Origin of the sequence: Limnohabitans sp. Bal53 (genome assembly GCF_003063355.1) — a bacterium.
Lineage (GTDB): Bacteria > Pseudomonadota > Gammaproteobacteria > Burkholderiales > Burkholderiaceae_C > Limnohabitans_A.
The window spans coordinates 17,640-42,258 of the sequence record NZ_NESH01000003.1 but is presented as its reverse complement, the minus strand read 5'-3'; the positions used below and the strand labels follow the sequence as shown (position 1 = coordinate 42,258).

Here is a 24,619-nt window from a genome sequence, read left to right as displayed (position 1 = left end):
TTTGTCTGGGTGTCAGTCTTGCTGGCGGGCAAACACGTAGCCCACACCGCGCACTGTCAGGATGCGCTGGGGGGCTTTGGGGTCGGCCTCGATGGCGGCGCGGATGCGGCCCATGTGCACGTCGATCGAGCGGTCAAAGGCTTCAAGTTCTCGGCCCCGCACCGCTTCCATGATCTGGTCGCGTGTGAGCACGCGGCCTGCGCGTTCGGCCAGCGCCACCAACAGGTCGTATTGGTAAGAGGTCAACTCGCAGTCCTGGCCCTTGACGCTGACGCGGCGGGCATCGCGGTCAATTTCCAGCGAGCCAAACTGCATGAGCTGCGAGGGCGTGTCATTCACCGTGTTTTTGCGCCGCAAGATGGCCTTGATGCGGGCCAGCAACTCGCGCGGCTCAAAGGGTTTGGGCAAATAGTCGTCGGCCCCCATCTCCAGACCAATGATGCGGTCCATCGGGTCACCTTTGGCCGTGAGCATGAGCACCGGCACTTGGCCCATGCTGCCGGGCAAGGCGCGGATGCGCTGACACACCTGCAGGCCGTCCATGTCAGGCAGCATCAGGTCCAGGACCACCAAATCGATGCCCGGCGTTTGCAAACGGTCCAGGCCGCTGCGGGCATCGGGCGCGTGGGCCACGGCAAAGCCGTTTTGTCCCAAGTAGTCCGCCACCATGCCCGCCAGGCGCACATCGTCTTCGATCATCAAAAGTTGATTCATGGTTGGATCATCCACCCTGGTTCTGGGTCACGGGATATCCAAACGGTAAAGTTTGGTAAACGAAACATGGATGGCCGCGTCGCTTCGCTCCTCGCCTTGACAAAACAGTGGCCATGGCGAGGCAAGGCGCAATTGATTGGTGTCATTGCGAGTCACGAAGCAATTGTCCGATGTCATTGCGTGGCACGAAACAATAAACCGATGTCATTGCGAGGCACGAAGCAATCCATGGACTGGCGTACTTAGCAAGCAGTAACGAGAGCGCCGTCATCGCAAGGAACGAAGCGATCCATGTTCCGGCGCGAGCGCGTGCACCCTAGACGCCAGTGCCACCAGCACCAGCACAGGCAAGCCCAGCCAGGCAGTGGCGGTGAAGAAGCTGGCGTAGCCATGGGCATCCACAAACTCCCCCGAAAACCCGGCGATGAACTTGGGCAGCAGCAGCATCATGGAGCTCAGCAGCGCGTATTGCGTGGCCGAATAGCTGATGTTGGTGAGCGAGGACAAATAGGCGATGAAGGCGGCAGACGCAATGCCGCTGGCCAGGTTGTCGGCCGAGATGACCCAGACCAGGGCCTGCACATCGTGGCCCACGCCGCTGAGCCAGACAAACAGCAAATTGCTGGCTGCACTGAGCGCTGCGCCCAGCATGAGCACACGCATGACGCCCAACCGCGCCGACAGCAGCCCCCCCACAAACGCCCCCACCAAAGTCATGATGACGCCGTACACCTTGGTCACGCTGGCCACTTCGCTTTTGGTGAAGCCCATATCCACATAAAACGGATTGGCCATGATGCCCATCACCACGTCGGAGATGCGGTAAACCGCGATCAGCGCCAGCAGCAGCACCGCCTGCCAGCGGTAACGCAACCAAAAATCAGCAAAGGGCTCGACCACCGCGCCCCTGATCCACTCGGCTACGTTGCGCGCTGGGGCAAAGGGCGCGGGCACTGGCTCGGGAGAAGCCAGCACCACCCACATGCCCGGCAGCATGCTCAGCGCCATGACCAGATAAGCCGCTTGCCAGGCTGATTGTGAGTAGCCCGTGGCTTGCTCGCCCTGGGCCCAGGCTGCCACCCACAGAACACCCGCCCCGGCCCAGATCATGGCCAGGCGGTAACCCGTCTGGTAACTGGCCGCCAAGGCGGCTTGGGCGTTCACCTCGGCGGACTCGATGCGGTAGGCGTCCAGCGCAATGTCTTGTGTGGCCGAAGCGATGGCCACAGCCAAAGCACAAGCCACCAAGGGGCCCAGCAACTGCGATGGGTCGTTCAGGGCCATGCCCACGAGCCCGAGCGCAATAACCAGCTGCGACACCAGCAGCCAACTGCGCCTGCGGCCGAGCTGCCGTGTGAGCCAGGGAATGGGCATGCGGTCCACCAACGGGGCCCACATCCACTTGACGCCATACGCGAGACCCACCCAGCTGAGGTAACCGATGGTGCTGCGGTCAATGCCCGCCTCGCGCAACCTGAAACTGAGCGTGCCCAGCACCAGCAAGAGCGGCAAGCCCGCCGCAAAACCCAGCGCCAGCATGCGAAGGCTCGCCGGCTGCAAATACAAGCGCAGCGCCTCACGCCAGGTGCGCACGGTGGCGGGCGGCGCGTTGTTGTTGGGAGCAGCTGAAAGAACAGGTTCGGACATCCACGAATTATCAACTGCAGCGCGTGCAGCGGCTGTGCCCGCTGTCGCCGTTGACATTTGCTCACGCATCGCTTGGCGACAAGGCGTTAAAACCTGCTGCATTCGTTATGATTTGTTCACCATGTGCTTGATCTGCAACCTCAAAACCGCCTCCGCCCACGCCCCAACCGAGGCCGTGGCCCCCTCATCGCCTCGCTGGCAAGCCCGGCGGGCTTTCCTGCTGGCAGCAGGCGCTGGCGCGGCAGGCTCGGCCCTGGCCCAGGTGGATGTGGGCTCGGCCTCGGGTTTGCGCAAACTGGTGCCGGCCGAGACACTGGAAAATTCGGCCCGCCAACAATACACGCAGGTGCTGAGCGAGGCCCGAGCCCAAGGCGCATTGGCACCCGATGGTCACCCGCAGCTGCAACGCCTGCACACCATCGCCCAAAAACTCATCCCGCACACCACGCCCTGGAACAAACGTGCGCGCAACTGGAAGTGGCAGGTCAACCTGATCAGCAGCAAGCAGATCAATGCCTGGTGCATGCCTGGCGGCAAGATCGCTTTTTACACCGGCATCTTGGAGCAGCTGCGCCTAAACGACGACGAAGTGGCCATGATCATGGGACACGAGATGGCGCATGCCCTGCGCGAGCATGCCCGTGAGCGCCTGGCCAAAACCCAGGCGACTGGTTTGGGCCTGTCGATCGCGTCGCAATTGTTGGGGCTGGGTTCATTGGGTGATGCGGCGGCCAACCTGGGCACACAGCTGCTGACCTTGAAGTACAGCCGCGACGACGAGACCGAGTCCGATCTGGTGGGCCTGGAGATCGCTGCGCGCGGTGGCTACCGCCCCGAAGCCAGCGTCACCTTGTGGCAGAAGATGCAGGCGGCCAGCGGCAATGGCGGGCCGTCGTTTTTGTCGACCCATCCCAGTGGCAACAACCGCATCGAAGAGCTGCAGGCCAATCTGCCCAAGGTGCAGCACCTCTACGAACAAGCCCGCAAGGGTTAAGTCAGATCAGGTCCCGCCGACGTAGGGGTTGGACTGGCGTTCACGCCCAAAGGTGCTCTCAGGCCCGTGCCCAGGAATGAACACCGTGTCGTTGCCCATGGGCCACAAACGCTCGGTGATGCTGGCGATCAGGTCGTCGTGGTTGCCCTGTGGAAAGTCGGTGCGGCCAATGCTGCCGGCAAACAGCACATCCCCTACAAAAGCGCGCTTGATGTCGGGCGAATAAAACACCACATGACCTGGCGTGTGGCCCGGGCAGTGGCGCACCTGCAACGTGTGCGCCCCCAGCGTGACGGTGTCGCCATCGGCCAGCCAGCGCGTGGGCTTGAACACCCGCGCAGGCGGAAAACCATACGCTGCAGCGGCCTGCGGCAAACCGTCGATCCAGAACTGGTCTGCAGGGTGCGGCCCGATGATGGGCAAGTCCCCGAGCTGCTCGGCCAAATCGGCCGTGCCCGAGGCGTGGTCCAGGTGACCATGGGTGATCCAGATTTGCTCCAGCTTGACGCCATGCCGGCGCACAGCGTCCAAAATCAAGTCCAGATCCCCCCCCGGATCAATCACTGCCGCCTGGCGGCTCTGGTCGTCCCACACGAGTGAGCAGTTTTGCTGAAAGGGCGTGACGGGAATGGTTTGGTATTGAAGCATGGGCAAATTATATGGAGCGTGATAACAATGTTTAGAACTTACGAAGACAGTTTGAAATTCATGCAAATCTCTTGCTGGAGCGCTAAAGTCAAAGTGTTGAACATGTCTGATTTATATATAGTTTTCTGAGGGCAAAACCGTTGGCTCCAGGTTGCCTGGCTGGGTGGGCAGCGTGGGCAGTTGTTGCAACTGCGAGCCCGCACTGGGCAAGGTTTGTGCCCACGACACCTGCGCCACCCAGATGAGCATCCACAGCGTCGATTGTTTTTTGAGCATTGAAAGTCTTTCCTGGACAGACCCCGAGATTGGGGAACACCTGGCCCAGCATGGCGGACAGGGTCGGCTTTGTCGGTTCGCTGCGACACAAAACACACGCCTTGCGCTGCGGCCAAGCATGTCGCCTTGATCAACGCGGTGTACAGTCCAACCAGCCAGCGCCTTTTGGTCTTTTGCACGCGCGCTGCACAGATTGCTTTTTTGAACCCCTCTTCACCCGGCTACCTGACCAAACAGGAAAGCATTGCGGTCTTAGGCGTGGACGACCTGCTCATCCGCTCCCTGCTTGACAAACAACAGTTCCACGACCCTCTGGATGAAGCCCTGAATCTGGGTATTTCATCGGCCACCTGGCCCTTGTTTGGCCTGCTTTGGCCCTCGGGCATGCGTCTGGCCGAGCGCATGGCACGCCGGCCCGTGACGGGCGAGCGCATTTTGGAAATTGGTTGTGGTTTGGGTCTGGCCAGTTTGGTCGCGCACCGCCGGGGTGCACAGGTCACGGCCAGCGACTGCCACCCGCTGGCACATGCTTTTTTGGACGAAAACACCCGACTCAATGGTTTGACGCCCATGCCTTACTGCCATGGGCTGTGGGGTACGGCAGTCGCCCGTGAAGATGGGCTGCCGGTGCTCACACGGCCGCATGATGCACCCTTGTCCGGTCTGTTCGACCTGATCGTGGGCAGCGACATCCTTTACGAACGCGACGACGCCGGCACGCTGGCGCAATTCATCGGTGAACACGCTGCCCGTACTTCAGAGGTCTGGGTGATCGACCCCAACCGGGGCAACCGCGCCACCTTCCACAAACACATGGCGCAACTGGGTTTTGCGATGCACGAACAGGTGCTGGACCAGACCGCACATGACGGCTTAGACGCTTACAAGGGGCGCATGCTGACGTACACGCGCCAGAGGCACGGCAACGCTTGAAGCAGACTGCGCCTCACAAGCTCATGTCGTAGCCGATCGTGATGGGGGCGTGGTCAGAGAACTTCTGGCCTTTGTAAATGTGCTCGGTGCGGGCCGTCTCGGCCACAGCGGGGGTGGCCAGGTGGTAGTCCAGACGCCAGCCCACGTTGTTGGCATAGGCTTGGCCCCGGTTGCTCCACCAGGTGTAGCAATCGTCGGTGGTGTGTGGCTGCAATCGGCGGTACACATCCACCAAGCCACCTTCGGTGGTCAGTTGTGTCATCCAGGCGCGCTCTTCGGGCAGGAAGCCGCTGTTTTTCTGGTTGCTTCGCCAGTTTTTCAGGTCGGCTTGCTGGTGCGCGATGTTCACGTCGCTGCAGACGATGAATTCGCGCTCGCCCTTGAGTGCCATCAGGTGCGGGTACATCACGCTCAGAAATCTGAATTTGGCTTCCTGCCGCTCCGGGCCCGATGAGCCGCTGGGGAAGTAGCAACTGATGATGGACATCTTGCGTGTGGGCGTGTCAAAGCGCAGCTCCACATACCGGCCCTCGGCATCGAACTCGCCACCGTCAAAGCCGACCACCACATCGCTGGGTTCGTGACGGGTGTAGACCCCCACGCCCGAGTAGCCTTTTTTCTGGGCAAAGTGGAAATACCCCTTGAGGCCTGCCAAGGCCTCAAATTTGCCCGCGACGTCCGGAGCCTGGGCCTTGACCTCTTGTACGCCAATACAATCGGGTTTTTCTTGTGCCAGCCAGGCTTCAACGCCTTTGGTCGTGGCCGAGCGGATGCCGTTGAGGTTGAGGCTGGTGAGTTTGAACAAGGATTTCCCCATGGTGACAGGACAGGCAAGCAGCGCCGATACACAGGCGCTCGCTCAGGAATTTGTGCAGTTTGCGGTCGATTCGGGCGTCTTGCGCTTTGGGCAATTCAAGACCAAAGCGGGGCGCATGAGTCCTTATTTCTTCAACGCCGGTCTGTTTGACGACGGCGCCAAGCTCAGCCGACTGGCGCAATTTTATGCACAAGCCCTGCTCGCCAGCGGCATCGAGTTCGACATGATCTTCGGCCCGGCCTACAAGGGCATCCCACTGGGCGCGGCGGTGGCCATCGAACTGGCCCGCCTGGGCAAGAACGTGCCCTTTGCCTACAACCGCAAAGAAGCCAAGGACCACGGCGAAGGCGGCTCTTTGGTGGGTGCCCCCCTCCAAGGCCGCGTGCTGATCGTGGACGATGTGATGAGCGCGGGCACTGCTGCGCGTGAATCCATTGCCCTGATCCGGGCCGCAGGGGCTACGCCGCACGCCATCGCCATTGCGCTGGACCGCCAGGAGATGGCCACCGAAAAGCAAGCGGACGGCTCGGTCAAGGATGTGCCGCACAGCGCGGTTCAATATGTGCGCCATTCTTTGGGCATGCAGGTGTGCACCATTGCCCAATTGTCGGACTTGCTGGCCTTCTTGGCCCGCCAAAGCCAACCCGAGTTGCAGGCCCACCTGGGCCATGTACAGGCTTACCGGGATCGCTACGGGGTCTGAGCCGCTTGGGTGCTTTGCGCACGACAAGGTCTTGACGGTTGGATAGGGCGCATTTCACAGCGCTGTGGAATGCGCTTGCACAGCGCTTCCTGAATTTCCGCGTTCTAAATACTTATGTATTTTGTCGATAGCTACTTGCTTAACTAAAAATTAAGTATTTTTGTTTATAATTTTATATTTATAACCAAAAATTCATGAAATTGCGAAACACCCCAAGCAATTGCCTCGATCCCATTGAAAAAGCACACCGCCTAAGCCTTTAGGTACAGCGCCGATGCGCGCACAGGTGCACAGGTCTGCTTTTGAAGCCTGTTTCCAGTTCAGCAGACCGTTTTCATCCGGGCCTGGATGGCCCAACCTTTTCCACACTGAATCAACATTCTCGGCATTTTTGGGGCAGGGGTACGCCAATTGGTGGATTCGCAAACCAAATTATTTCGTGAGAATTTCATTTTTAACGTAGTTGGTATTTCGACCTCCATGATTCACTCTGAATGTCAAAAAAACATTTTTCGATCTTCCCGTCAAGAGAGGTCGTCTATGGGTTTTTTTGCCGCATCCCAGACCGCTTGCCTGATCCTGACAGCGTTGCTCGCGCCTGTTGCAGTGCACGCACAAACCTTGACACAGGTGGTGAATCAAGCCTTGCAAACCTACCCCGCCGTCTTGTCCGCATCAGCACGGACCGCATCGACCCGAAGTGAGATCACCAAAGTTCGCAGCGCCCACTACCCACAGCTGGGTGTCAGCATCACGGCCAATGCGTTTTCATCTGGCAACATGCCGCCGGGCACTGAGCGGACCGCAACTTCCCCAACGGCACGGCTCAATTTATGGTCGGGTGGCCGCATTGAAGCAGAGGCCCAGCGCGCTGAAGCTTTGGCATTGGCCTCGGAACATCTACAAGCCAACACACTCGATGAAGTGGCACAGTTGGCCGCGGAGGCCTATCTCAATTGGGCGAAAACCGCCGACTTGTATAGCCTGGCTGTTCGCAATGTGAACGCGCACCGCGAAACCTTGAGCGACATCCAGAAAATTGCACAAGCTGATACAGGCCGCAGAGTGGACTACGAGCAAGCGGTGGTCCGCATGGAAAACGCGACTTTGGCCTTGCAACAGCGCAAGTCCGACTTTGCTCAAGCCATTCAGCGGGTGCGCCGCTTCTGGAAAGATGACATGGCTGCAAGGCCCATGGGTCTGGACGCCGCCGTTTCGGACACGGGTGTCTTGGGTCGTATCCCCCACTCCTTGACCCAAGCCATGGCTCTGGTCTCTGAAGATTTGGCCCCGATTGCGCAAGCGCGTGCACAACTGCAGGCCGCACAAGCGAGTGTTCGTCAGGCCAAGGGGCAATTTTGGCCCACCATCGATCTGACCGTTTCACGTCAGGTCAACACCATCACGGGCAAACAAGATGCCTTGACCCAACTCCAAATGACTGCCCCTTTGTACAACGGCGGTGGCACCGCTGCATTGGTCGAGGGTGCTGTCAACCAAGTCAAATCTGCCGAGTTTGCACTGGAAGAGGCGCGTCTTTTGGCCCGCGAAAAAGCCGCTTTGGCTTGGCAAGAGTGGGCTTCGGCCAAAGCGCGCGCTGACACCGGCAACGCCCAGTCACTGGTGGGCGACAAACTGGTGGATGCTTACCGTCAGCAATTTCGCGTGGCGCGTCGCTCTTTGCTCGATCTCTTGAACATCCAAGCGGACACCTTCAATTACCGCACTGCAGCCCGTGCAGCTTTTCATGATGAACGCCTTGCGCGCGTGCGCTTGCTCGCGTCAACAGGCGAATTGGCCAAGCGTTTTGCAGCCGAACCTGGTTTGGTTCCCACGCCCGCCCAATGATCAACGCCCCGACACACCCTTGATTCCCCATGGCTAAATTGATTCCCATGCCAACTTCGGGCGGCACGTCCTCTGCGACCTCGGTGCAGGGGCCGACCCCGCCCGTCTCCAAATCCGACGCGATGGCGGACCCCTTGTTGCTGTGCATGACCATGGCCGCCAAATTGCTGGGTCGCCCGGTTCATTATCAAGTGATGCGGGCTGGCTTTGCCTTGGATAACCGTGGGCGTGTGCCCTTGGCCGCCTACCCTGATATGGCCCACAAAAACGGCCTGATGGCCGCTTGGTCACGGGTGCGTTTGTCCGAGATTCCACATTACGTTTTGCCCGTGCTGATGCCTTTGATCGATGGACGCGCCTGTGTGCTGCGCAACATCCAGGGCAACGATGCGATCGTCATGTGGGCCGATCAAGGCATGGAAGACCAACGCATTCCTTTGGCCGAATTGCAAGCTTTGGCACGCCCAGAGGTTTTGGCCCTGAAGTTGCCGCCCACACGCCATGACCAGACCTTGACCCCCATGCAAGGCTCTGCATTCAATTGGTTTTGGGGCACTTTGTGGCGTTTTCGGGCTTTTTATGTGGAGTCCATGGTCGCCACGGTGGTGGCCAACATCCTCACGCTGGCCACCATCTTTTTCACCATGAACGTCTACGACCGCGTGGTCCCAACGGGTGCCTACACGTCTTTGTGGACCTTGGCGATTGGCACCACGGTGGCGATTTTTCTGGAATTCATCATGCGCTGGCTCAAAGCTCGCCTGGTGGATTTGGGTGGCAAAAAAGCCGACTTGGCCATCAATGCCACTTTGCTGCGCGAGATCATGGCCATTCGGCTGGAGCACCGCCCGCAATCGGTGGGTATTTTTGCCAGCTCCATGCGCGACTTCGAATCTTTGCGCGACTTCTTTTCATCGGCCTCCTTGGTGCTGTTGGCCGACATGCCGTTTGTCTTGATGTTTCTGGTGTTGATCGCCATGGTGGGCGGGCCCCTGGTCTGGATACCTGCCTTGGCTGTTCCCTTGCTGATCATCATCGGTTTGGTGGCACAAAAACCTTTGATGACCGCCATGCGCGAAAACATGAAGGAATCGGGCGACAAGCAAAGCGTTTTGGTGGAGTCCGTCCTCAACCTGGAGTTGCTCAAGGCGCACAACGCCGAAAGCTATTTGCAGCGTCGCTGGGAGATGTCCAACCTCGCGGGTGCAGAGTCCTACAAACGCATCCGCAGTCTGACCAATTGGATCATGGGTTTCACAACCTCCATCCAACAACTGATCACCGTGGCCATGGTGGTCGGTGGTGTGTACCTGATTCACGCCAACCAACTGACTCTGGGCGGCCTGATCGCCTCTGTGATTTTGTCGGGCCGTGCCATTGCACCTTTGGCCAGCGTCATGTCGCTGGCGTCACGCTACCAACAAGCGGCCACTTCGCTGGAAACACTCGATGGTTTGATGAAACGCCCACGCGATCGCAGCCATGGGCGCAATTACCTCGTCCCCGAAAGCATCCAAGGCGGTTTGCAGGCCGACGCTCTGGAGTTTGCCTATCCTGGCGAGCACAAGATACCGGTCATCAAAAAACTGTCGATGCAAATCTCGCCGGGTCAAAAGGTCGCCCTGCTCGGTCGGGTTGGCAGCGGCAAAAGCACCTTGCTGCGGCTGATGGCGGGTCTGTATGCGCCCGGCGCTGGCAATGTTCGTTTGGACGGTGTGGATTTACAGCAAATCGAGCCGACCGAAGTGCGCAGCCGCATGGGCTATGTGGGTCAAGACCCCCAATTATTCATGGGCACAGTTCGAGATAACTTGATCTTGGCCGACAGCTGGATCACCGATGTCAAGATCATTGACGTCCTCAAAGCCTTGAACATCTATGACATCGTGGCCAGTCACCCCTTGGGTCTGGACATGCCTGTGACAGAAGCTGGCGGCGGTTTGTCTGGTGGCCAGCGCCAGTTGCTGTCCATCGCGCGCATGATGCTGCGCAACCCGCAATTGGTGTTCATGGATGAGCCCACCTCGAACATGGATCAGAACACCGAAGCACGCGTCATTGCTGTCCTCAAGGACTGGTTGCGCGGTCGAACTCTTTTGATGGCCACCCACAGACCTCAACTCTTGGAGTGGGTGGATTTGATCGCGGTGGTTGACAGCGGCCAATGTGTGGCGATCGGACCTAAACAGGAAATGATTGACAAGTTATCCCGCGGCATTGATGTCAATGGCGTCAAAAATCAGGGAGTATCTGCATGATCAAGTACAGGGCCAGCCGCGCAGGCTTTGGTGTCAACACCGTGGAGGACGATGAGCGACGTGCCAGCCAGACCTTGGTCTGGGCGACCGGTCTGACTTTGCTCTTGGCTTTGGTGTGGGCGGCCGTTTTTGAGCTCGATGAGATCACCCGAGGCCAAGGGAAAGTGATCCCTTCCAGCCGTGAGCAAGTGATCCAGAGTCTTGACTCTGGCGTCTTGAGCGAAATGTTTGTGCGCGAAGGCAGCGTGGTGGAGAAAGACCAAATTCTTTTGCGCATCGACGATGCACGCTCGGGCGCTGTTTTCCGCGAGGCTCAGGAAAAGTTACTGGCCTTAACGGCATTGGCCGCTCGCCTCAAGGCTGAAGCATATGGCACTGCGCTGGTTTTCCCTCCAGAGCTCAATGAACACCCAGACTTGATGCATCAAGAATTGCAGGCGTTCAATGCCCGCAAGCGTTCTTTGACACAGTCACTGCACGCGCTGGACTCCTCGCTGGCTGCAGTCACCCGGGAATTGACCATCACCGAACCCATGGTGCGCCAGGGTGTGATGTCAGAAGTCGAGTTGCTGCGCCTCAAGCGCCAACAGTCGGACCTGATGGGACAACGGGCTGAACGCCAAAACCGTTACCTCACAGATGCCAACAACGAGCTGACACGGGTCGCATCAGAGCTCTCTCAAACCAAGGAAAACGCGTCTGCGAGAGAGGATGCCTTTCGCCGAACCACAGTTCGCTCTCCGATGAAGGGGGTGGTCAAGAACGTACAAATCACCACCGTTGGCGGTGTTGTTCAAGCTGGTCAACCCATTTTGGAAATTGTTCCGACCGAAGACGAAATGCTGGTGGAAGCCTACGTCAAGCCCTCCGAAGTCGCGTTTTTGAAAGTCGGACAAGCTGCCGTGGTGAAGCTGTCTGCATACGACTTCAACAAGTATGGAGGCCTTGAAGGGGTGCTGGAACATTTGAGTCCAGACACTTTGCGCGATGAAAAGCAAAAAAAACCGGGGAACCCCGTTGAGCTCGAAGAAGGCTTCTATCGGATCATCGTTCGCGTGAAAGAGCCCACGGATTTGCGCAACGGTTTGCTCTTGACACCTTCACCAGGCATGACCGCTTCGGTGGAAATTCGCACGGGTTACAAAACAGTTCTTGAATACATTTTCCGACCTCTTCAAAACGTTACCCAAGCTTTGCGCGAACGTTAATCCCATCACCCACAGCAGGATCTCCATATGTCCAATGTCACCTCCGATGTGATCGAAGCAGATCGCAAACAGGATCAAGCCAAATCGACGATGCCAAGCAAAAAGGCCTCGCCAACACCCCAGTTCTTGAGTACGGCTGAGGCTGCACGCATGCTCGGTTTATCCACCACTTTGGTGCAGACCCTGGTTGACCAAGGTGATTTGAAAGGCTGGAAAACACGCGGTGGACACCGCCGCATTTCCTTGGATTCGATTCTGGATTACCAAAACTTTTCTCGGCATGTGGTGGGTTCTCACGCCAAAGCTTCCCACAAGCCAAATGTCACTGTTGTGGTTGAAACTCCCGCTTTGTTCCAATCGCTGACTGCCGAGTGCTCACAGTGGAATTTGGAACTCGATGTGCAGTTTTTCGATTCGGTGACCGAGGCGCTGCTGGAATTGTCGAGCAACAAACCCGACATGATGGTGGTGGAAATGTCCATGCCCAGAGGACAACAGGAAAAAACTCTACAAGCACTTGAGAACTTCAACCAACGCGGCAACGCGCCGCTGTCAGTGGTTTTGATCACCTCAGAGAAGGATCTGAAGGCCAGCATGCCTGCCGGCGCAAGTTCTTTGATCCAAGTGGTCTCTGGCCCCATGTCACCGATATGGTTGCATGCTTATTTGACCGGGGTGATCGCTTCTTGCAAGGCTTAAGGCAGCTGATCAGAAAAGTCTGACGCTAGTGCCTGGTGGTTGCTTGGTGCGGCTGGCGGGGATCGAACCCACGACCCTTGGCTTCGGAGGCCAATACTCTATCCACTGAGCTACAGCCGCACTTGGCAGAGCCGAATTATCTCACGCCTGCGTCTGTGCTTGTTCGTTTTTGCAAGCTCGATGAAGGGTGGAACGCTATAATCTGCGGTTGATTTCGATCAACACATTGGCCCCTGTGGCCACGCCCTTACAGAGGACCTCATGAGCGACAACAGCCACGATCAACACGAAGCCCACACCGGCCCGGTCAAAACCCCCAAGCAGATGCTTTTGCTGAGTTTGGCCTCTTTCGTCATCCCCGTGTTCATCATCATTGGCTTGGTGTACTACGTGACTTCGGCCAACAAACCTGCCGCAGGTGCGGTTGATACCGAAAAAGCCACGGCCATGCGCATCCAGAAGGTGGGTGCTGTTGAAGTGCGTGATGCCAATCGCCCCCTCAAATCTGGCGAAGAAGTTTACAAAGCTCAATGCGCTGCCTGTCATGCCGCCGGTGCCGCTGGTGCCCCCAAATTTGCCGATGCCGGAGCTTGGGGTGCTCGCTTGGGCCAAGGCCTGGAAGGTCTCGTCACTTCAGCCCTCAAAGGCAAAGGTGCCATGGGTGCACAAGGCGGCGGTGATTTCAATGACACCGAAATTGCACGTGCTGTGGTTTACCTGAGCAACGCTGGTGGCGGCAAATTCGATGAGCCCAAAGCGCCCGAAGCGGCCAAGTAAGCCCCCTGGGCAGACACTTTAAAACCGGCTTCATCAGCCGGTTTTTTTATGTCTGTTGGTGTCCCAACCACGCCTCTTGCGGACTCGTGACGTAGCCGTAGATTTTCGGCAATTCGCTAGCGACGCAATCGCGTAAAGGCCATAAATTCAAGTCCAAAGCATTGGCCACACGTTCCACATCGAGGCTGTGCACCAAACCCAGACCTTGTGCTGTGTCCAGGTACACCCGGCCTGTTTCATCCACAAGGCATAGGTCTGCTTTGACCCCAACACCCGTGTGTGAATGCACTTCAAACTGGTCGCTCAATCGCCAAACGTGGGGGGTTGCTTCAAGCTCGATGTACACCCTCTGTGGTCCATTCTGAAAATACCAGCGTCCCTGTGCATCGGCTTCGTAGTTGCGGTGGATGAAATCAATCAGTTTTTCGTGCCTCAACAAAGAGCCCTTTGCACCGGGTAGTCCGCTCTGAAACGAACCCAACGACTGCGCCCTGTCATCGCGCATCCACCAGTGCCCTCGGCTGTCGAGGCCCAACCATCCGAAACAATCTGGCACATCAGGCCACTTGGCCATGGCTTGACGAACCATGTCATCCATTTTTTGATTCCTCTTGTTTCACTTGCAGTCCTCCAGCTTGCAACAACCACGCACCCACCGCATCGGGCATGCCCCTGACGTGGGCTGGCCAGCTGCCTTGCGCAAAGCCCACATGGCCACCCTGTGCTGGCTGCCACAAACACACGCTGGAGGACACATCACCCGGTCCCGGCAAACTTTGCGCCGGCACAAAGGGGTCGTTCAAAGCATTGAGCGCCAACGCAGGCACGCGGATGTCACGCATCAAGGCTTTGGCCGATGCGCGGCGCCAGTAATCCTCGGTGTTTTTGAATCCATGCAAAGGCGCTGTGAAAACATTGTCAAAGCTGAACAGGTCTTTGGCGGCCAATAGGGCATCTTTGTCGAACAAGCCCGGGTATTGCGCCCACTTGGCCAGCGCTTTAGGTTTCATGCTGCGCAAAAACATCGGTGTGTAAATGAAACGGTTCAGCCCACGCCCAATCGCCAGACCGCTTTGCATCAAGTCCAATGGCGAGCAGATGCAGGCCACCGCATCTGCTTGCCGACATGCTTGCTGGCCGTGCTCAGCTGCCCAACGCATCAAAGCATTACCGCCCAAAGACACACCTGCTGCGACCAGTGTTTGCCCACCCTGCGCTCGGTGTTCATGGCGAAGCCGCTGAAGTATCCAGTCAATCTCTTCATGGTCACCAGAGTGGTAAGCGCGCGGCGCTTGGTTCAATTCGCCACTGCAGCCTCGAAAATGCGGCAATGCCCAATTCAAGTCGTGCTCTGCAGCCCAGTCTGCAAAAGCCTGTGCATAGTGGCTACCCGAAGAGCCCTCCAAACCATGAAACAGGACCAACAAGGGCCGATCAGGTCGGCTGGCACCTTGCATGTCGACATCCAAAAAATCGCCGTCGGGTGTGGTCCATCGCGCTCGCATCAAAGGCTTGAGGGGCCCCCGGTTTCTTCGAGCGTACAGGGCAGGCCAGATGGTTTGGGCGTGTCCACCTGGAAGCCAGGCGGGAGCTTGATACAGCATGCAGTCCTCAGTGCAAAACCGTGGGCTTGGCACTCACATCGGCCGCGTCGTTGGGCGTGCCAGGACTGGCGTGATGGGCCACCATGCGCCAGCCTTGTGGGGTCTTGTGGTACACGTTGGTGGCAATCACATAGGCTTGCCTCGCTCCTTGTGGCGTGATGACCTCCACCCTTTCGATCAAGTGGTGCACCGAACTGGCCAAGGACTCCACTTTGTGCACACGCTCCGGAAAGGCTTGCACACTGCCATTGTTGAACATGGCTTCAAATGTGGCCCGAATCGCCCCCACACCGATCATGCGTGCGCCGCCTGGGTGCACACACACGATGTCATCCTCTTCCGCCCAGCACGACATGAGCTGCTCGATGTCGGCGTTGTGCAGAGCTTCGTAAAAGGCTTGTTCGATGTCATCGGGCGTGCCGCCAAGCACGGCTGCCTGAAATTTGGCGCGTTTCATGGGCTTGTCTTGTTCCAAAAATGCATCACTTCATTTTGCCTTGTTTAGCTGGCCCTGCCATGTGTGTTGACTTACCTTGCCACCGCTGATTCAACAGACAAAAAAACCCGGACACAGTGAACTGCGCCGGGTTATGCGTCTGCTTCAGGTTTCCAAAAACAGACCGTTGTTCAGCCAAAAAATTATTTTTTGCGGTATTTCCGAAGGGCCGACAACTGGGCCGCCAGAACAGCCAATTCAGATTGGGCCACAGCCAAATCGATCTCGCTCTTGGCGCTGCGCAGCGCTTCTTCGGCCAATTGCTTGGCGGCGTTGGCTTTTTCTTCGTCGAGGTCTTTGCCGCGAATCGCGGTGTCCGACATCACGGTCACGCAGTCGGGCTGCACTTCCAGAATGCCACCGGCCACGAAAACGAACTCTTCGCCGCCGTCAGCCTTCTCGATGCGTACCGACCCGGCCTTGATGCGGGTGATCAGCGGTGTGTGGCGTGGGTAAATTCCCAGCTCGCCAGACTCACCGGGCAAAGCCACAAAGCGGGCTTCACCCGACCAGATGGACTCTTCGGCACTGACCACATCAACGTGGATGGTGTTCATGTTTACTCCTTAAAAAGGTGCTTTGAAGCAGGCATCGAGGGGGTGATACCCCCCCGAAGCACAGCTTTAAGCGGCCTTTTTGGCCTTCTCGAAAGCTTCGTCGATGGTGCCGACCATGTAGAAAGCTTGCTCTGGCAAGTGATCGCACTCGCCAGCCACAATCATCTTGAAACCACGGATGGTTTCGGCCAGCGTGACGTACTTGCCGGGTGAGCCAGTGAACACTTCCGCAACGTGGAACGGCTGCGACAGGAAACGCTGGATCTTACGAGCACGGGCCACGGCCAACTTGTCTTCAGGTGCCAAGTCGTCCATGCCCATGATGGCAATGATGTCGCGCAGTTCACGGTAACGCTGCAATGTGCCTTGCACAGCGCGGGCTGTTTCGTAGTGGTCTTGACCGACCACCAATGGATCGAGCTGACGGCTGGTGGAGTCCAAAGGATCCACAGCGGGGTAGATACCGAGCGATGCGATGTCACGGGACAACACAACGGTCGAATCCAAGTGAGCGAAAGTGGTCGCTGGCGATGGATCGGTCAAGTCATCGGCTGGCACGTAAACGGCCTGAATCGATGTGATCGAACCGACTTTGGTCGAAGTGATACGTTCTTGCAGACGGCCCATCTCTTCGGCCAGTGTGGGCTGGTAACCCACAGCAGAAGGCATACGACCCAACAAGGCGGAAACTTCGGTACCGGCCAATGTGTAACGGTAGATGTTGTCCACAAAGAACAACACGTCTTTGCCTTCGTCACGGAAGGATTCGGCAATGGTCAAGCCGGTCAAAGCGACGCGCAAACGGTTGCCTGGTGGCTCGTTCATCTGACCGTACACCATGGCCACTTTGGACTCAGGCAGGTTCTCGAGGTTCACAACGCCGGAGTCGGCCATCTCGTGGTAGAAGTCGTTACCTTCACGGGTACGCTCACCCACACCAGCGAACACGGACAAACCGCTGTGCGCCTTGGCGATGTTGTTGATGAGTTCCATCATGTTCACGGTCTTGCCCACACCGGCACCACCGAACAAACCGACCTTACCGCCTTTGGCGAAGGGGCACACCAAGTCAATCACCTTGATGCCGGTTTCCAGCAGCTCTTGTGATGGGCTCAGCTCGTCATAGGCTGGGGCCTTGCGGTGGATGGAAGCCGTCAGTTCCTGGCTCACAGGACCACGCTCGTCGATGGGCGCACCCAACACGTCCATGATGCGGCCCAATGTGGCTTTGCCCACGGGGACGGTGATGGGGTTGCCGGTGTTGGACACCATCAAACCACGACGCAAGCCGTCGGAAGAACCGAGCGCAATGGTGCGCACGATGCCGTCGCCGAGTTGCTGCTGCACTTCCAGGGTCAGCGCGGAGCCTTCCATTTTGAGCGCGTCATAAACTTTGGGCATCTGGTTGCGTGGGAATTCCACGTCGACCACAGCGCCAATACACTGAACAATTTTTCCTTGGGCTTGCATTTTTCGCTCCAAATAATTTGAATTTGCAGAACTGGGAATCAACCGCTGATCGCGGCTGCGCCAGAGACGATTTCCGACAGTTCTTTGGTGATGGCGGCTTGACGGGTCTTGTTGTAGACGAGCTTGAGCTCGCCGATCACATTGCCGGCGTTGTCGGTCGCTGCCTTCATGGCCACCATACGGGCGGCGTGCTCGGAAGCCATGTTTTCAGCCACGGCCTGGTAAGCCAAAGCTTCTGCATAGCGGACCAACAGCTCATCAATGACCGTCTGGGCATCGGGCTCGTAGATGTAATCCCAAGCGTGCGTGTGACCCGCTGCTTTTGTCTCGGCCTGCATGTCAGCCGCAGACAAAGGCAGCAGCATGTCGATGGTGGGCTCTTGCGCCATCGTGCTGACAAACTTGTTGTAGCACAGGTACACAGCGCTCACTTCACCGGCAGCGTAAGCATCGAGCAGCACCTTGACGGGGCCAATCAGCTTGTCCAGGTGTGGCTTGTCACCCAATTGCGTCACATGCGCCACCACCTTGGCATTGACCCGGTTCAGAAAACCGAGGCCTTTGCCGCCGATGGCCACCGCCATGGGCGTTTTGCCTTGGGCTTGTGTTTCACGCAGTTGAGCTGTCACCGCGCGCAACAAGTTGGTGTTCAAGCCACCGCACAAACCCTTGTCCGTTGTCACCACAATGAAGCCCACCGACTTGCCGTCGTTGCGCTGCATGAAGGGGTGCACGTACTCAGGGTTGGCCTGACCGAGATGGGTCGCAATGGTGCGAATCTTCTCGCTGTAAGGCCGGGCCGTGCGCATACGCTCCTGCGCTTTGCGCATTTTGGAGACGGAAATCATCTCCATGGCCTTGGTGATCTTCTTGGTGTTTTCCACCGATTTGATCTTGGTGCGTAGTTCCTTGCCCGATGCCATCAGAGGCTCCTTTTGATCAGGTAGAAATTAAGCAAAGCTTTTCTTGAAAGCGGCCACGGCAGTGTTCAATTCGGCTTCTGCCTCTTTGTCCAGCGCTTTGGAGCTTTCGATCTTGGCCAGCAATGCGGCGCACGAGTCCTTCAGGTAAGCGTGCAAGCCGTGCTCGAAGGCCAAGACTTTCTTGACATCGATGTCGTCCATGTAGCCCTTGTTCACTGCAAACAGGCTGGCACCCATCAGGCTGATGGAAAGTGGGCTGTACTGGGCTTGCTTGAGCAATTCGGTCACACGGGCACCACGGTCGAGTTGCTTGCGTGTGGACTCGTCCAGATCGGAAGCGAACTGTGCAAACGCAGCCAATTCACGGTACTGGGCCAAGTCGGTACGGATACCGCCGGACTGGCCTTTGATGATCTTGGTCTGAGCCGAGCTACCGACGCGGGACACCGAAACACCGGCGTTGATCGCAGGGCGGATGCCGGCGTTGAACAACGAGGTTTCCAAGAAGATCTGACCGTCGGTGATCGAAATCACGTTGGTGGGCACGAAAGCAGACACGTCACCGGCTTGGGTTTCAATGATAGGCAAAGCTGTCAAAGAACCTGTTTTGCCTGTCACAGCACCTTTGGTGAAGGCTTCGACGTAGTCGGCGTTCACGCGTGCTGCGCGCTCGAGCAAACGGCTGTGGAGATAGAACACGTCGCCAGGATAGGCTTCGCGGCCTGGTGGACGGCGCAGCAGCAACGACACTTGACGGTAAGCCACGGCTTGCTTGGACAGATCGTCATAAACGATCAAAGCGTCTTCGCCACGGTCACGGAAGTATTCGCCCATGGTGCAGCCAGAGTAGGCCGACACGTACTGCATGGCAGCGGATTCGGAGGCGGAAGCGGCCACCACGATGGTGTATTCCATCGCGCCAGCTTGTTCCAGAGCGCGCACCACGTTTTTGATCGACGAGGCTTTTTGGCCAATCGCGACGTAAACGCAGGTCATGTTCTGACCTTTTTGGTTGATGATCGCGTCAATCGCGACGGCTGTTTTGCCAGTCTGACGGTCACCAATGATCAATTCGCGCTGACCACGGCCCACGGGTACCATGGAGTCGATCGACTTCAGGCCGGTTTGCATGGGTTGGTCAACCGATTTACGTGCGATCACGCCAGGGGCGACTTTTTCGATCACGTCGGTCATCTTGGCGTTGATCGGGCCTTTGCCGTCAATGGGCTGACCCAAAGCGTTCACCACGCGGCCAATCAATTCAGGGCCAACGGGCACTTCCAGAATGCGGCCGGTGCACTTGACCGTGTCGCCTTCAGAGATGTGCTCGTACTCGCCCAAAATCACGGCGCCCACCGAGTCACGCTCGAGGTTCAGGGCCAAACCGTAAGTGGCTGCACCGTCAGCGGTAGCCGGGAATTCGAGCATCTCGCCCTGCATCACATCGGACAGGCCGTGCACGCGAACGATACCGTCGGTCACGGACACCACGGTGCCCTGGTTGCGGATATCGGCGCTGGCGGACAGCCCTTCAATGCGGCTCTTGATCAGTTCAGAAATTTCTGCGGGATTGAGTTGCATGACTCTTTCCTTCTTTCTTTAAATATGTCCGGTCTCACCCGCTTAAGCGGTGAGGGCCGATTTCATTTGTTCCAGTCGGGCCTTGACAGAGGTATCGAGTACCTCGTCGCCCACCACCACACGGATGCCGCCAATCAAGGCTGCATCGAGCTCGACGCTCACATTGAGCTTGCGCGCAAAGCGTTTTTCGAGCGTGGACGACAAGTCGGCCAAAGCCGAGGCGTCGATGGGAAATGCACTGTAGACCACCGCGTCAGCGGTGCCACCTTGTGCATTCATGAGGGCTCGGTACTGCTGTGCAACCACAGGCAGCGCACTGAGACGGCGGTTTTCGATCACCAGGCGCAGGAAGTTCTTGCCAGCCTCGGGCAGTGCTGTGCGCACCACACCAGAGATCAGGTCAAACGCCTGCTCATCGGACACTTTGGGGCTGTCGATGAATTGCTGCAGTTGCGCGTTGTCGGCAACGGCGGCAAGTTCATCCAGCCAAGTGGCCGTGCCAGCAAGATCGGATGCCTGCGCCTTGAACAGCGCTTCGGCATAAGGGCGGGCGATGGTAGCAAGTTCTGCCATGGTCTTCTCTGGCTGGAGCTTTTTACAGCTCGGTCTTGAGGCGGCTCAGCAGATCAGCGTGGACACCGGCATTGACTTCCTTGCGGAGAATCTGCTCGGCACCTTTGACAGCCAGGGCAGCGACTTGCTCACGCAGAGCTTCGCGGGCCTTGACTGTTTGCTGCTCGGCTTCGGCCTTGGCAGCGGCGATGATCTTGTTGCCTTCTTCGGTGGCGCGTGCTTTGGCTTCGTCAACGATGCCATTTGCACGGCGCTCGGCGTCAGCCAAGCGCGAAGCCGTCTCATTGCGCGACTTGGCCAACTCGGACTCGACACGCGCATTGGCGCTGGAGAGTTCGGCTTTGGCTTTGTCGGCGGCAGCGAGGCCGTCAGCGATTTTTTGTGCTCTTTCGTCGAGCGCTTTTGTGATCGGGGGCCACACGAATTTCATCGTGAACCACACCAGAACCCCAAAAACGACCATCTGAATGAACAGCGTAGCGTTAATGTTCACGGTTGTTTCCTTCTTCTGTTGGAAGAGGTCCGTGGATTACAGAACGAAGGGGTTGGCGAATGCGAACAGCAAAGCGATGGCCACACCGATCAGGAACGCAGCGTCGATCAGACCGGCCAAGATGAACATCTTGGTCTGCAGTTCGTTCATCAACTCAGGTTGGCGAGCAGAAGACTCGAGGAATTTGCCGCCCATCAAAGCGATACCGATGGAAGCGCCGATAGCACCCAGACCAACGATCAAACCACATGCCAATGCCACCAGGCCGAGAATGTTTTCCATGAGAAGCTCCTAAAAGTGAAGAGAAAAAGAAACGAGAAACGAGGGAAAAAGAGTCATCAATGTGCGTCGTGCGCTTGACCTGTGTAGATCAGCGTCAACATCATAAAGATGAAGGCTTGCAAGGTGATGACCATGATGTGGAACAGTGTCCACACGGTACCAGCGATGACATGACCAATGGCCAAGCCCACACCGGTTGCTGACAATGCCCAGCCGCCACCCATGAGGGCAATCAACATGAACACCAACTCACCCGCAAACATGTTGCCAAACAGTCGCATGCCGTGCGAGACCGTCTTGGCCAGATATTCAATCATCTGCATCAGGAAGTTCACTGGCCACAGGGCCCAGTGGTTACCGAAAGGTGCAGCGATCAGTTCATGAGCCCAGCCGCCCAAGCCCTTGATTTTGATGTTGTAAAAGAGGCAGATGAGCAGCACTGAAGACGACAGGCCCAAAGTGGTGGACAGGTCAGCGGTGGCCACCACACGCATGTAATCCTTGAAGCCCAAAGCAGGACCGGCCGAATGCCAGATTTGTGGAATCAAGTCCACAGGGATCATGTCCATGAAGTTCATCAGGAAAATCCAGACGAACACCGTCAACGCCAAGGGAGAAATGAGTTTGCGGCTTTTGGCGTTGTGGATCACGCCCTTGGCCTGGTTTTCAACCATTTCAGACAAGATTTCGACAGCAGCTTGAAAGCGTCCGGGCACACCCGAAGTGGCTTTGCGGGCACCTGCCCACAAAAACCAGCAGCCGATCACACCCATCAGGATGGAATAAACCACCGAGTCAAGGTTGAACAAACTGAAGTCCACGATGCTCGTCTGCTTGACGCCTTCAAATGAGAAGTTCATTTGCAGGTGTTGCAAGTGATGCTGGATGTACTCTCCAGCCGTTGGGGCGTGTGCGCCAGCGTTTTCAGCAGCCATAAATCACCAATCAGTTCAAAAAAGGGTCGGTTTAGATTTGCGTTGCATCCAGCCCAGCGCCATGGCCAGCCAGTACACCTTCATCGTCACCACGAAACCGGCCACCAAGGCAAGCCAGCTCAAATCAGAAATCACTTTGGGCGCTGCCAAAAGCAACGCCACGGTCAAGACAATCTTGACCAACTCCCACACCATCAGGCCCATCAAAGCTGAGCCTGGCTGGGTGCGCCGCATTTGCCGGCTCAAGGCCCGCACAAACACCACAGCAGGAACCACCACAGCCACCGAACCCCAAGCCAACGACGCGGCGAGTGCCCACTTACCCGTGAACAGCCCCGTCAAGAGCGCCATCAAAGCACCCACCCCCACCTGCAAGAACAACACACGCCAAGGCGAAGCCTGAGGGTTGTGTCGTCGCCAGATCTGCGCCTCTTGTGCGCTCAGGGGCTTGAATTCGGGTTCGAGACCTTCATCTGCAGCATCTGGCGTATCTGGATGCAAACCTGGTTGAACACCCGTTTTAGGGGTTGAGGCGATTTTGGTCATCTCAAATTACACCGGGGTTACGAACACGGCAAATCCTGCAAAGCCTACGATTATACGTAGAAACCCGTGCGTCCTGACTTTTTTTGAGCACACCTCAATAGGCCCACTGTCGGTGCGGCCATGTGCAGCAGCGACAATCGGCCTTCGCCCCATCGGGAACACCCCTGTTTCACCCTTTTTTATTGGCCTCAACATGTACGAATGGTTCAAATTTTTCCACTTGGCAGCGGGCATTGTCTGGCTGGGCGGGATGGCCCTGGTCATTCTGGCGCTGCGCCCGGTGGTCATTGCCCAGATGGCACCACCCGAGCGCCTGAGCTTGATGTGCGCTGTCCTGACACGGTTTTTCACCATGGTCTGGATCTCGATCGCCCTGATTCTGGCCACCGGTTTCTGGATGCTGTCGATGGCCGACATGAAGCTCGCCCCGACAGGTTGGCACGCCATGTCCGCCCTGGGTCTGTTGATGTGCCTGATTTTTGCCCACATCTGGTTTGCGCCCTTTCGCCGCTTGAAAGCTGCCGTGGCAGCTTCGGATTGGCCTGCAGCCGGCAAGGCTTTGGGGCAAATTCACCCTCTGGTGCTGACCAATTTTGCCTTGGGCTGGCTGGCGGTTTTGGCGGTCATCGTCTGGCGTTAAGCTAGCGGGCCCAAGGGACTTTTTTATGAGCGCTTCCATCACACCCCCCGCAGACATCGACCCGCGCAAAGACACCCTGATCGAGTACCCCTCGGTCTTTCCGATCAAGGTCATGGGTGCCATGGTCGACGGCTTTGCCGAAGCCCTGTGCCAAGTGGCCCTGCAGTTCGACCCCGGATTTGACCCCGCCACGATCGAGTTGCGCCCCAGCAAAGGCGGCAACTACCTGGGCGTGACGCTCAACATCACGGCCACCAGCCGCGAACAACTTGACGACCTTTACCGTGCCTTGACCTCGCACCCCATGGTCAAAATCGTGCTTTGAGCATGGACATCCGGCTTCTTGGGCAAGTGGACTACTGGCCGACCTACGAAGCCATGCAGGCCTTCACGGCCAACCGCACCCCGGACACGCCCAATGAACTTTGGCTGTGCGAGCACCCGCCCGTGTTCACCCAAGGGCTGGCGGGCCAGGCCTCGCACCTGTTGATGCCCGGCGACATTCCGGTGGTTCAAACCAACCGGGGCGGGCAAGTCACTTTCCACGGCCCCGGCCAAGTCATGGCTTACCCTCTGGTCAACCTGCAACGGGCCGGGTACTACGTCAAGGAATACGTCTTCAAGCTGGAAGAATCGGTCATCCGCACCCTGGCGCACTTCGGCGTGACGGGCCACCGCGTCACGGGTGCCCCGGGTATTTATGTGCGACTGGACGACCCTTTCAGCCACGCGGCCCTGGTAGGCCCGGCCCCGGCGGGCGACCCGTTCAAGGGGCTGGGAAAAATCAGCGCTTTGGGCATCAAAGTCAGCCGCCACTGCACCTACCACGGCGCGGCCCTGAACGTGGCCATGGACCTTCAACCCTTTGAGCGTATCAACCCCTGTGGTTATGCCGGCTTAAAAACCGTGGACCTTTTTACAATCGGTGTTGAAACCACCTGGGAAGATGCTGCCCGAGTGCTGGCAGGCCAACTCGCCGCCCGACTGTGAAACGCCC

Annotated in this window: 28 protein-coding genes and 1 tRNA gene; 11 read left to right on the top strand and 18 right to left on the bottom strand. The window is 57.7% G+C overall.

Annotation, left to right across the window (positions count from 1 at the left end; genetic code table 11):
• Positions 1-12 precede the first annotated feature (12 nt).
• Positions 13-714 carry a response regulator gene (locus B9Z50_RS09735; protein WP_108364354.1) on the bottom strand — a complete coding sequence of 234 codons (702 nt, stop codon included), beginning with the start codon at positions 712-714 and terminating at the stop codon, positions 13-15.
• A gap of 267 nt (positions 715-981) precedes the next feature.
• Complete coding sequence (locus tag B9Z50_RS09730) at positions 982-2,361, bottom strand: MFS transporter (RefSeq protein WP_108363821.1); 1,380 nt, start codon at positions 2,359-2,361, stop codon at positions 982-984.
• Positions 2,362-2,482: 121 nt separating this feature from the next.
• Between B9Z50_RS09730 and B9Z50_RS09725 the strand changes: the two genes are divergently transcribed.
• The gene (locus B9Z50_RS09725) at positions 2,483-3,355 is read left to right on the top strand and encodes a M48 family metallopeptidase (protein ID WP_108363819.1); all 873 of its coding nucleotides are present in this window, start codon (positions 2,483-2,485) and stop codon (positions 3,353-3,355) included.
• Positions 3,356-3,361: 6 nt separating this feature from the next.
• Here the strand turns inward: B9Z50_RS09725 and B9Z50_RS09720 are convergent, their stop codons facing one another.
• Positions 3,362-4,003: an MBL fold metallo-hydrolase gene (locus B9Z50_RS09720; protein WP_108363817.1), complete on the bottom strand. Its 642-nt coding sequence runs from the start codon at positions 4,001-4,003 to the stop codon at positions 3,362-3,364.
• Between the two features lie 111 nt (positions 4,004-4,114).
• Positions 4,115-4,279, bottom strand: coding sequence for a hypothetical protein (locus B9Z50_RS17600; protein WP_158270660.1), 165 nt, complete (start codon positions 4,277-4,279; stop codon positions 4,115-4,117).
• 201 nt (positions 4,280-4,480) lie between these two features.
• Between B9Z50_RS17600 and B9Z50_RS09715 the strand changes: the two genes are divergently transcribed.
• Positions 4,481-5,212, top strand: a complete 732-nt coding sequence (locus B9Z50_RS09715) for a methyltransferase (protein ID WP_108364352.1) — start codon at positions 4,481-4,483, stop codon at positions 5,210-5,212.
• 13 nt (positions 5,213-5,225) lie between these two features.
• On the opposite strand, the gene B9Z50_RS09710 is transcribed toward B9Z50_RS09715, so the two are convergent.
• Entirely contained in the window at positions 5,226-6,029 is an 804-nt protein-coding gene (locus B9Z50_RS09710) for an exodeoxyribonuclease III (RefSeq protein ID WP_233249828.1), read from the bottom strand.
• Between B9Z50_RS09710 and pyrE the strand changes: the two genes are divergently transcribed.
• The 5 genes from pyrE to B9Z50_RS09685 all read left to right on the top strand — a co-directional run bounded on the left by pyrE (position 6,028) and on the right by B9Z50_RS09685 (position 12,745).
• Positions 6,028-6,732 (top strand): orotate phosphoribosyltransferase, encoded by a 705-nt coding sequence (gene pyrE, locus B9Z50_RS09705; RefSeq protein WP_108363815.1) that lies wholly within the window; start codon positions 6,028-6,030, stop codon positions 6,730-6,732. The genes B9Z50_RS09710 and pyrE overlap by 2 nt on opposite strands.
• A 540-nt stretch (positions 6,733-7,272) precedes the next feature.
• Entirely contained in the window at positions 7,273-8,580 is a 1,308-nt protein-coding gene (locus B9Z50_RS09700) for a TolC family protein (protein ID WP_158270659.1), read from the top strand.
• A gap of 29 nt (positions 8,581-8,609) precedes the next feature.
• Positions 8,610-10,838: a type I secretion system permease/ATPase gene (locus B9Z50_RS09695; protein WP_108363812.1), complete on the top strand. Its 2,229-nt coding sequence runs from the start codon at positions 8,610-8,612 to the stop codon at positions 10,836-10,838.
• Positions 10,835-12,046, top strand: a complete 1,212-nt coding sequence (locus tag B9Z50_RS09690) for an HlyD family efflux transporter periplasmic adaptor subunit (RefSeq protein WP_108363810.1) — start codon at positions 10,835-10,837, stop codon at positions 12,044-12,046. The genes B9Z50_RS09695 and B9Z50_RS09690 overlap by 4 nt, the downstream gene beginning before the upstream one ends.
• A 27-nt stretch (positions 12,047-12,073) precedes the next feature.
• Positions 12,074-12,745, top strand: coding sequence for a helix-turn-helix domain-containing protein (locus tag B9Z50_RS09685; RefSeq protein WP_108363808.1), 672 nt, complete (start codon positions 12,074-12,076; stop codon positions 12,743-12,745).
• A gap of 44 nt (positions 12,746-12,789) precedes the next feature.
• On the opposite strand, the gene B9Z50_RS09680 is transcribed toward B9Z50_RS09685, so the two are convergent.
• Positions 12,790-12,865, bottom strand: a tRNA-Arg gene (locus B9Z50_RS09680).
• 141 nt (positions 12,866-13,006) lie between these two features.
• Here B9Z50_RS09680 and B9Z50_RS09675 point away from each other — a divergent pair.
• The gene (locus B9Z50_RS09675) at positions 13,007-13,522 is read left to right on the top strand and encodes a cytochrome c5 family protein (RefSeq protein ID WP_108363806.1); all 516 of its coding nucleotides are present in this window, start codon (positions 13,007-13,009) and stop codon (positions 13,520-13,522) included.
• Between the two features lie 46 nt (positions 13,523-13,568).
• Here the strand turns inward: B9Z50_RS09675 and B9Z50_RS09670 are convergent, their stop codons facing one another.
• The 12 genes from B9Z50_RS09670 to B9Z50_RS09615 all read right to left on the bottom strand — a co-directional run bounded on the left by B9Z50_RS09670 (position 13,569) and on the right by B9Z50_RS09615 (position 22,982).
• Positions 13,569-14,120, bottom strand: a complete 552-nt coding sequence (locus tag B9Z50_RS09670; RefSeq protein ID WP_108363804.1) for a DUF2946 family protein — start codon at positions 14,118-14,120, stop codon at positions 13,569-13,571.
• A complete protein-coding gene (locus B9Z50_RS09665; RefSeq protein ID WP_108363802.1) occupies positions 14,113-15,126 on the bottom strand; it encodes a YheT family hydrolase in 1,014 nt (337 codons plus the stop codon). Before B9Z50_RS09665 ends, B9Z50_RS09670 begins: the two co-directional genes overlap by 8 nt.
• Positions 15,127-15,133: 7 nt before the next feature.
• The gene (locus B9Z50_RS09660) at positions 15,134-15,583 is read right to left on the bottom strand and encodes a nuclear transport factor 2 family protein (protein WP_108363800.1); all 450 of its coding nucleotides are present in this window, start codon (positions 15,581-15,583) and stop codon (positions 15,134-15,136) included.
• 182 nt (positions 15,584-15,765) lie between these two features.
• A complete protein-coding gene (locus B9Z50_RS09655) occupies positions 15,766-16,179 on the bottom strand; it encodes a F0F1 ATP synthase subunit epsilon (protein ID WP_108363798.1) in 414 nt (137 codons plus the stop codon).
• A gap of 66 nt (positions 16,180-16,245) precedes the next feature.
• A complete protein-coding gene (atpD, locus tag B9Z50_RS09650) occupies positions 16,246-17,649 on the bottom strand; it encodes a F0F1 ATP synthase subunit beta (RefSeq protein WP_090142414.1) in 1,404 nt (467 codons plus the stop codon).
• A gap of 38 nt (positions 17,650-17,687) precedes the next feature.
• Positions 17,688-18,572, bottom strand: a complete 885-nt coding sequence (gene atpG / locus B9Z50_RS09645) for a F0F1 ATP synthase subunit gamma (RefSeq protein WP_108363796.1) — start codon at positions 18,570-18,572, stop codon at positions 17,688-17,690.
• 27 nt (positions 18,573-18,599) lie between these two features.
• On the bottom strand, positions 18,600-20,153 hold the full coding sequence (atpA, locus tag B9Z50_RS09640) for a F0F1 ATP synthase subunit alpha (protein ID WP_108363794.1): 1,554 nt from the start codon (positions 20,151-20,153) through the stop codon (positions 18,600-18,602).
• A 42-nt stretch (positions 20,154-20,195) separates the two neighbouring features.
• The gene (locus B9Z50_RS09635) at positions 20,196-20,726 is read right to left on the bottom strand and encodes a F0F1 ATP synthase subunit delta (RefSeq protein ID WP_108363792.1); all 531 of its coding nucleotides are present in this window, start codon (positions 20,724-20,726) and stop codon (positions 20,196-20,198) included.
• Positions 20,727-20,748: 22 nt separating this feature from the next.
• Positions 20,749-21,219, bottom strand: a complete 471-nt coding sequence (locus B9Z50_RS09630; RefSeq protein WP_108363790.1) for a F0F1 ATP synthase subunit B — start codon at positions 21,217-21,219, stop codon at positions 20,749-20,751.
• Between the two features lie 36 nt (positions 21,220-21,255).
• Positions 21,256-21,501 (bottom strand): F0F1 ATP synthase subunit C, encoded by a 246-nt coding sequence (atpE, locus tag B9Z50_RS09625; protein ID WP_108363788.1) that lies wholly within the window; start codon positions 21,499-21,501, stop codon positions 21,256-21,258.
• Positions 21,502-21,557: 56 nt separating this feature from the next.
• On the bottom strand, positions 21,558-22,436 hold the full coding sequence (atpB, locus tag B9Z50_RS09620; protein WP_108363786.1) for a F0F1 ATP synthase subunit A: 879 nt from the start codon (positions 22,434-22,436) through the stop codon (positions 21,558-21,560).
• A gap of 15 nt (positions 22,437-22,451) precedes the next feature.
• Positions 22,452-22,982 (bottom strand): ATP synthase subunit I, encoded by a 531-nt coding sequence (locus B9Z50_RS09615; protein ID WP_108363784.1) that lies wholly within the window; start codon positions 22,980-22,982, stop codon positions 22,452-22,454.
• Positions 22,983-23,175: 193 nt separating this feature from the next.
• Here B9Z50_RS09615 and B9Z50_RS09610 point away from each other — a divergent pair, with 193 nt between their 5' ends.
• From B9Z50_RS09610 to lipB, 3 genes are read left to right on the top strand one after another with little or no spacing between them, the layout of a single operon-like run.
• Positions 23,176-23,622 carry a CopD family protein gene (locus B9Z50_RS09610; RefSeq protein ID WP_108363782.1) on the top strand — a complete coding sequence of 149 codons (447 nt, stop codon included), beginning with the start codon at positions 23,176-23,178 and terminating at the stop codon, positions 23,620-23,622.
• Positions 23,623-23,647: 25 nt separating this feature from the next.
• Entirely contained in the window at positions 23,648-23,947 is a 300-nt protein-coding gene (locus tag B9Z50_RS09605) for a DUF493 family protein (protein WP_108363780.1), read from the top strand.
• Positions 23,948-23,949: 2 nt separating this feature from the next.
• Positions 23,950-24,612: a lipoyl(octanoyl) transferase LipB gene (gene lipB, locus B9Z50_RS09600; RefSeq protein WP_108363778.1), complete on the top strand. Its 663-nt coding sequence runs from the start codon at positions 23,950-23,952 to the stop codon at positions 24,610-24,612.
• Positions 24,613-24,619: the final 7 nt, after the last annotated feature.

Excerpts from the sequence above, each read along its gene's own strand:
- pyrE (WP_108363815.1), top strand. The coding sequence starts at position 6,028 with ATGGTGACAGGACAGGCAAGCAGCGCCGATACACAGGCGCTCGCTCAG.
- B9Z50_RS09675 (WP_108363806.1), top strand. The coding sequence starts at position 13,007 with ATGAGCGACAACAGCCACGATCAACACGAAGCCCACACCGGCCCGGTC.
- atpD (WP_090142414.1), bottom strand. The coding sequence starts at position 17,649 with ATGCAAGCCCAAGGAAAAATTGTTCAGTGTATTGGCGCTGTGGTCGAC.
- atpE (WP_108363788.1), bottom strand. The coding sequence starts at position 21,501 with ATGGAAAACATTCTCGGCCTGGTGGCATTGGCATGTGGTTTGATCGTT.
- B9Z50_RS09725 (WP_108363819.1), top strand. The coding sequence starts at position 2,483 with ATGTGCTTGATCTGCAACCTCAAAACCGCCTCCGCCCACGCCCCAACC.
- B9Z50_RS09695 (WP_108363812.1), top strand. The coding sequence starts at position 8,610 with ATGGCTAAATTGATTCCCATGCCAACTTCGGGCGGCACGTCCTCTGCG.
- B9Z50_RS09670 (WP_108363804.1), bottom strand. The coding sequence starts at position 14,120 with ATGGATGACATGGTTCGTCAAGCCATGGCCAAGTGGCCTGATGTGCCA.
- B9Z50_RS09635 (WP_108363792.1), bottom strand. The coding sequence starts at position 20,726 with ATGGCAGAACTTGCTACCATCGCCCGCCCTTATGCCGAAGCGCTGTTC.
- B9Z50_RS09605 (WP_108363780.1), top strand. The coding sequence starts at position 23,648 with ATGAGCGCTTCCATCACACCCCCCGCAGACATCGACCCGCGCAAAGAC.
- B9Z50_RS09665 (WP_108363802.1), bottom strand. The coding sequence starts at position 15,126 with ATGCTGTATCAAGCTCCCGCCTGGCTTCCAGGTGGACACGCCCAAACC.
- B9Z50_RS09610 (WP_108363782.1), top strand. The coding sequence starts at position 23,176 with ATGTACGAATGGTTCAAATTTTTCCACTTGGCAGCGGGCATTGTCTGG.
- B9Z50_RS09700 (WP_158270659.1), top strand. The coding sequence starts at position 7,273 with ATGGGTTTTTTTGCCGCATCCCAGACCGCTTGCCTGATCCTGACAGCG.
- atpA (WP_108363794.1), bottom strand. The coding sequence starts at position 20,153 with ATGCAACTCAATCCCGCAGAAATTTCTGAACTGATCAAGAGCCGCATT.
- B9Z50_RS09720 (WP_108363817.1), bottom strand. The coding sequence starts at position 4,003 with ATGCTTCAATACCAAACCATTCCCGTCACGCCCTTTCAGCAAAACTGC.
- B9Z50_RS09660 (WP_108363800.1), bottom strand. The coding sequence starts at position 15,583 with ATGAAACGCGCCAAATTTCAGGCAGCCGTGCTTGGCGGCACGCCCGAT.
- B9Z50_RS17600 (WP_158270660.1), bottom strand. The coding sequence starts at position 4,279 with ATGCTCAAAAAACAATCGACGCTGTGGATGCTCATCTGGGTGGCGCAG.
- B9Z50_RS09655 (WP_108363798.1), bottom strand. The coding sequence starts at position 16,179 with ATGAACACCATCCACGTTGATGTGGTCAGTGCCGAAGAGTCCATCTGG.
- atpB (WP_108363786.1), bottom strand. The coding sequence starts at position 22,436 with ATGGCTGCTGAAAACGCTGGCGCACACGCCCCAACGGCTGGAGAGTAC.
- B9Z50_RS09615 (WP_108363784.1), bottom strand. The coding sequence starts at position 22,982 with ATGACCAAAATCGCCTCAACCCCTAAAACGGGTGTTCAACCAGGTTTG.
- B9Z50_RS09690 (WP_108363810.1), top strand. The coding sequence starts at position 10,835 with ATGATCAAGTACAGGGCCAGCCGCGCAGGCTTTGGTGTCAACACCGTG.
- lipB (WP_108363778.1), top strand. The coding sequence starts at position 23,950 with ATGGACATCCGGCTTCTTGGGCAAGTGGACTACTGGCCGACCTACGAA.
- B9Z50_RS09735 (WP_108364354.1), bottom strand. The coding sequence starts at position 714 with ATGAATCAACTTTTGATGATCGAAGACGATGTGCGCCTGGCGGGCATG.
- B9Z50_RS09685 (WP_108363808.1), top strand. The coding sequence starts at position 12,074 with ATGTCCAATGTCACCTCCGATGTGATCGAAGCAGATCGCAAACAGGAT.
- B9Z50_RS09730 (WP_108363821.1), bottom strand. The coding sequence starts at position 2,361 with ATGTCCGAACCTGTTCTTTCAGCTGCTCCCAACAACAACGCGCCGCCC.
- B9Z50_RS09710 (WP_233249828.1), bottom strand. The coding sequence starts at position 6,029 with ATGGGGAAATCCTTGTTCAAACTCACCAGCCTCAACCTCAACGGCATC.
- atpG (WP_108363796.1), bottom strand. The coding sequence starts at position 18,572 with ATGGCATCGGGCAAGGAACTACGCACCAAGATCAAATCGGTGGAAAAC.